Below are 5,496 nucleotides of genomic sequence, written 5' to 3'. Positions count from 1 at the left end.
GAAAACGGGATACCTTTGGGCAAGCTGGGCAAGATGAACGAAGACCTTGCGAAGGCGGGGGTATACAACAAGTTGGTTCAGAAGAAAGTGCAAGTGTGGGCGGACGTCCGCAACAACGCCGCGCACGGGCACTGCGATCAGTATGAACCCGCCGACGTTCAAGACACGATCCGAGACATCGAGACTTTTGTCTCCGAGCGACTCGCCTAGGTTGCCAGCGCTCTGCATAAACATCTTGGTTGCAAGCCTTTTCGTCGTCGGCAAGCGCCACCAGTTGTAGCATCGACGACTGGCCTATCCAGGGGACCGTTCAAGATCGTGAGGCGAAAAATGACACCTCTAGAAGTGCTTGCCGAACGGGCGGGCATCGAGCTCGATTTCGTTGATGCTCGCGGCGAGACACAAAGGGCGACGCGAGAGGCTCAACGTGCTCTCCTTCAAGCAATCGGCTTGAAAGCGGAGGACGACGCCGAGGCTACTGCCCTGCTCCAAAGCCTCGACCACGACGCTTGGCGACGCGCGCTTGAGCCTGTCGTTGTTTTCCATGCCAACAAGGGACCGGTCACAGTCGAGCTGACGCTGCCTCCGGAACCACGCGAACTCGACTGGCGCATCGCGCTCGAAGATGGTCGCGAAATAAGGGGACGGGCGGTCTTCTCCGACTTAATGCTACTCGGGCGGAAGGAGATCGGCGATCAGTTGTTTGAACGGCGTGAGCTGGTCCTCGGGGATCACATACCTGCGGGTTACCACCGTCTTGAGATCCAGCCGAGTGGCGCTGCAACCAGCCTAATCGTTAGTCCGGGGCAATGCTGGCTCCCGCCAGAGTTGGTCGGTGGACAACGGATCTGGGGCGTTACGGCGCAACTCTATCTGCTTCGCTCGGCCGGCAATTGGGGCATCGGCGACTATGGCGATCTGCGGCGCCTGGTGCAAATGATGGGCGAGAGAGGCGCGGACGTGATCGGCCTCAACCCCCTTCACGCCATGTTCCTCGACGATCCGGAACACGCCAGCCCCTATTCACCAGCGAGCCGCCTGCTTCTCAATAGCCTCAACATCGACGTCGCGAGCCTTCCCGAATTGCCCTACAGCGATGAGGCGCAACAGCTCATCGGATCCGAGGATTTCCAGCAAAAGCTTCAAGCGTGCCGTTCCGCAGTGCTCGTCGACTACACGACCGTTGCCGACCTCAAGCAACAAGTCCTACGGTTGCTCTTCAGGACCTTCCAGGCGGGATATGACGCCGGGCGGCAGCATTCGTTCGAAGCGTTCCGCCGCGCTTCCGGTGACGTGCTGGAGCGTAGCTGCCTGTTCCAAGCCTTACGCCAACATTTTTCGGACCAGGGGCCCAGCCGAGCGGACTGGCACAGCTGGCCCGTCGAATACCAGGACCCTGCATCGGAGGCCGTCGCCCGTTTCGCAACGGACGAGCAGGACCTGGTGAACTTTCGGGTCTGGCTGCAGTGGTTAGCCGACGAGCAGCTCGGGGCGGCGGCCGCTGGGGGTAGCCAGATGGCCGTTGGGCTCTACCGCGACCTCGCTGTCGGCGCCGACCCGACCGGCGCGGAGACCTGGGCCAGCCAGAAGGCAATTATCGCCGATGCGCAGATTGGCGCTCCCCCAGACATCTATAACCCCGGTGGCCAGGATTGGGGGCTGCCGCCGTTCAATCCGACAGCTTTGAGCGAAGAGGCTTACCGAAGCTTCATCGATCTCGTTCGCGCGAACATGCGGCATGCTGGCGGCCTTCGCATTGATCACGTCATGGCCCTTCAGCACGCCTACTGCGTCCCCAAGGGACGGTCGCCTGCGGAAGGTGCCTATCTTCGCTATCCGCTCGAGGACCTCGTCGGGATCTTGGCGCTCGAGAGTCAGCGCAACGAGTGCCTCGTCGTCGGCGAAGATCTGGGAACGGTTCCAGAAGGTTTTCGGGAACGCATGGCGGCGGCGAACATCCTTTCCTATCGCGTTCTCATGTTCGAGAAGAACGACGAAGGTTTCATTTCGCCAGGGAGCTATCCGGCGCTCTCGTTGGCGGTTGCGGGAAACCACGATCTCCCAACGCTCCACGGGTGGTGGGAAGCGAGGGACCTCGCTCTGAAGGCACGGCTGAACCTGTTTCCGACGCCTGAGGACGCCTCGCGAATCCGGGAGGAGCGCGAAAGCGACCATAAGCAAATGGCCGTCGCGCTGCAGCGTGAAGGCCTCCTGGCGGAGGGCGAGGAAATCGACGTCGAGAGCCTCATCCGCAAGGCTCACACCTTCCTCGCCCGAACGCAGGCGCTTATCGCCATGGCGCAGATCGACGACCTCACCGACGAAGCAGACCCCGTGAACGTGCCGACCACGTCGGACGAACATCCAAACTGGCGCCGACGTCTGTCGCTCAGCCTCGAAAAGCTCGCTGTTCATCCGCGGCTGAAGGAAGTTGCAAACTCGTTCATAGAAGAACGCGGCAAGGTGGCAGCAAATCTAGAGGCACCTCTTGAGCCGGAAGACCTTCAGGCTCAAGCCTACTGGAACCAGGACATTATCGATTTTGTGTGTGACTGCCTGCCATCCTACCTCGTCGAGCAACGCTGGTACCCGGCAAAGGATGCCGGGTGGCCCGTTGTGTCACTCGAGCGCCTGGTACCGTTCCCGCTTGATCGGCTCGATGCGTGCATCGCCATCTGGACAGCGGAACCCCCCGGGCAGGAAAAGGTGCGTTTGTTCCTTCCAATCGCCGTTCTGGCGTCTCAGCCTGACAAGGGCTCAAGTATCGGTCGCTTGCCATCAGGCCAAGTCATTGTCGACGGCTTCCAAGAAGACGCCTTCGTGCAGGCGTGGGTCCGCGCTATCTTGGGCCGTGCTGACACTCCGCGCCATCTATTTGCAGGTTCCACAGTCCAGGGAAGAGAGGGGGCGCTGATAGAAGACGAGACATGGACAATTCGGCGCAGTGAGATCGAGCAATCTAATACTTCGATACGCATAGGCGACGCGGCTGTACTTAAGGCAATTCGCAAGTTACAAAGCGGCGTTCATCCCGAGGTGGAGATGGGCCGCTTCCTGACCGAAGTGGCACCCTTTGAAGCTACCCCTGCCCTTCTTGGCTGGATCGAGCTTGACGGCACGACACTTTCCGTTCTGCAGGCATTCACCGAGAACGAAGGCGACGGCTTTGCGTGGATATGTGAGCGCCTCCGTAGCGCCTCCCCCGCTGACGCTGCGGCGACATTGGCGTGGATAAGGAGGTTGGCCGAGCGGACCGCTGGCCTGCACCGGGCGTTGGCTTCCCCGACGAATGACGAGGCTTTCCGGGCCGAGCGCGTCACGAAGGAAGACATCATCGGCTGGCGCACGAGTGTCCAGGCCCTCGCGGATCGCGTGCTTGGTGGCCTGGAGAACCTTAGTTCGCGCGTCGATGCACCGACAAGACGAGCGGCGCGGGTCCTATTGGATCGACCGGGCAACCTCATGCTCCGCATCGAAAACCTACTGCCATCGGACATTATAGCCGATAAAACGCGCCACCACGGCGATTATCATCTCGGGCAGGTCCTTGTTCAGAACGAGGACGCCGTCATCGTCGATTTTGAGGGCGAGCCTCTTCGGCAACTCGCGGAGCGGCGCGCTAAACACTCGCCCCTCCGCGACGTCGCGGGGATGCTGCGCTCTCTGGACTACGCCGCTTCCACAGCTCTAGGCAGGGTTGGCAAAGCTTCTGACTTGGATAGATTGCGTCTTGAAGAATGGACAACTGAAGCGGCTAATGTCTACCTCGAGCAGTACCTTTCGACCGCGAAAGGAAGCGCCGGATGTCCTGCCGATAGGCCGGACGCGTTACGGCTCGTAACGTTCTTCACTTTGGAGAAGGCCCTGTATGAAGTGCTCTACGAACTCGCCAATCGGCCAGAGTGGGTCGGAATCCCGCTGCGCTCCGTTCTCGCCTTGCTCGACGAGCCGCCTTCCAGGACGTAGTTCATCCCTGCTGCACGAAGACTTTGTTCTGCGGCAGAATTGCCGGGCTCGCGGCCATCGCAGCCGCCGGATAGAGTAGAATTGACACACCGATATCGCAGAACCAGAGGCAATTTGGTGCTCGAACAGGACGCAAATAGGGCGGCAGACAAATACGCTCGGCTCTACGCCGGATCACTCGGCACTTTCGCCGCCCGGACCCATCGCCAATCACCCGAGCGAGCCTTCGGCCGATAAGCTTGGCCACCTCGCCCAACGCCGTCTCAAGCTCCGCATCCTCATAGGACTGAAGTCGATGTGTTAGCGCTGCATCGGGAGCCGTTCGTTAGGTCGTTCACCGGCCGGCGCACCTTGAGTAACCTGCTGCTTTCGTTCGCCTATCCTACCAGCGCTTCGCTGTGAGTGGGGTTTAAGATGACGACACCCGAAGACGGCTCCGGGCGCATCCCGATGCGGGCCGTCAACGAGATGAGCAAGGCGGAATTCATCGCCAGACTCAGTGGCCCTTGCGGCTGCGGCTGGGCTGCTCAGCGGCTCGCCGCGGAGCGGCCGCTGGGCTCGCTCCGTTCTATGTTGAGCAACTTGATGAAGGCCTTCCACAACGCGCCGGCAGAGGATCAAAAGGCACTCCTGCGGTCATTTCCGCAGCACGGCGACCAGCCTAAAGGTGAGCTGTTCGATCGTCAGCGCGCGGCTTACCAAGAGCGCTTCGGCTACCCATTCATCATCGCGGTCAAGGGACGGTGCGAAAAATCCTCGGTTGAAGCCAGTCGACGGCGATCCAGGTTGACCAAATAGCCATTTGCCTGGGGATCATAGGTCAACTGGTTCCAGGGAAGCGGATGGTAGCGCTCGCCGATACCGAGAAACCCCCCGAAGCTGAGGATTGCGTAATCAACCTTGCCCGATGCTTTGTCGAGCATCACGTCGTAGATGCTTCCGAGGTTCTCGCCCGCGGTGTCGTAGACAGCCGTGCCATTTACTTTGCTGGCCGCGATCATTTGTCCATGAGTGTCGGCCGGGTTGTCGAGGCTGGTCATATTCCCCTCCAATGTTTACCTCATCGGCAGCCGCTTGGCAGCCGCACGCTGCCGGCACATGGCTTTCGCATCATGTAGTCCAATGGGAGAACGCTCGCACAGCTCGAATTGTGATCGAAAAGTGAAAGAGCGAGACCCGACGCGACTGGCGGCGGGTCTCGCCTAACGTCAGAATGACATTCCGCGAAGTGGTTCCGCCCCACGATCGTGGGAAATCGCACAGTGTCCCGCACCAAGTGCAAGGGATTATCGCGTTCCTAACATTCACTTGATGTGAACGCCGTGGAGCGCGAACCGATGCAGAGCGCCGGGAGACCTGGCGTGCGGCTTCTCGCGCATAGAGACGACGGCTACGATGACGATGGCGGGTGAGGTCATCTAGTGCCATCTTTAGTCTAGTGTCCTGGCCGAGAAATAACTAGACACCTTCGCGTGGCTATGATTCGCTGAGTTCCTGGCAGCGCAGGAGACGACGCGTGGCGACACCGAA

4 protein-coding genes are annotated in these 5,496 nt (G+C 60.3%); 3 read left to right on the top strand and 1 reads right to left on the bottom strand.

All coding sequences use genetic code 11. From position 1 onward, the window contains the following. From GSQ83_RS29520 to GSQ83_RS31590, 3 genes are all read left to right on the top strand, one after another. On the top strand, positions 1-210 hold a 210-nt coding region (locus GSQ83_RS29520), incomplete at its 5' end, for a hypothetical protein (protein WP_216850636.1). 120 nt (positions 211-330) lie between these two features. Next, positions 331-3,966, top strand: a complete 3,636-nt coding sequence (malQ, locus tag GSQ83_RS29515; protein ID WP_158806675.1) for a 4-alpha-glucanotransferase — start codon at positions 331-333, stop codon at positions 3,964-3,966. A gap of 414 nt (positions 3,967-4,380) precedes the next feature. Further along, positions 4,381-4,764 (top strand): 2-oxo-4-hydroxy-4-carboxy-5-ureidoimidazoline decarboxylase, encoded by a 384-nt coding sequence (locus tag GSQ83_RS31590; RefSeq protein WP_371418101.1) that lies wholly within the window; start codon positions 4,381-4,383, stop codon positions 4,762-4,764. Here GSQ83_RS31590 and GSQ83_RS29510 read toward each other — a convergent pair. Beyond that, positions 4,680-5,006, bottom strand: coding sequence for a PRC-barrel domain-containing protein (locus tag GSQ83_RS29510; RefSeq protein ID WP_158806674.1), 327 nt, complete (start codon positions 5,004-5,006; stop codon positions 4,680-4,682). The two genes, GSQ83_RS31590 and GSQ83_RS29510, sit on opposite strands and share 85 nt — an antisense overlap. Positions 5,007-5,496 lie beyond the last annotated feature (490 nt).

The organism is Acidisoma sp. L85, from assembly GCF_009765865.1.
Lineage (GTDB): Bacteria > Pseudomonadota > Alphaproteobacteria > Acetobacterales > Acetobacteraceae > Acidisoma.
The sequence above is the reverse complement of the archived record's forward strand: the minus strand, read 5'-3'. Positions and strand labels throughout refer to the sequence as shown.

Bases quoted from the DNA above. Each gene is read 5' to 3' on its own strand.
- GSQ83_RS29510 (WP_158806674.1), bottom strand. From the start codon at position 5,006: ATGACCAGCCTCGACAACCCGGCCGACACTCATGGACAAATGATCGCG.
- GSQ83_RS31590 (WP_371418101.1), top strand. From the start codon at position 4,381: ATGACGACACCCGAAGACGGCTCCGGGCGCATCCCGATGCGGGCCGTC.
- malQ (WP_158806675.1), top strand. From the start codon at position 331: ATGACACCTCTAGAAGTGCTTGCCGAACGGGCGGGCATCGAGCTCGAT.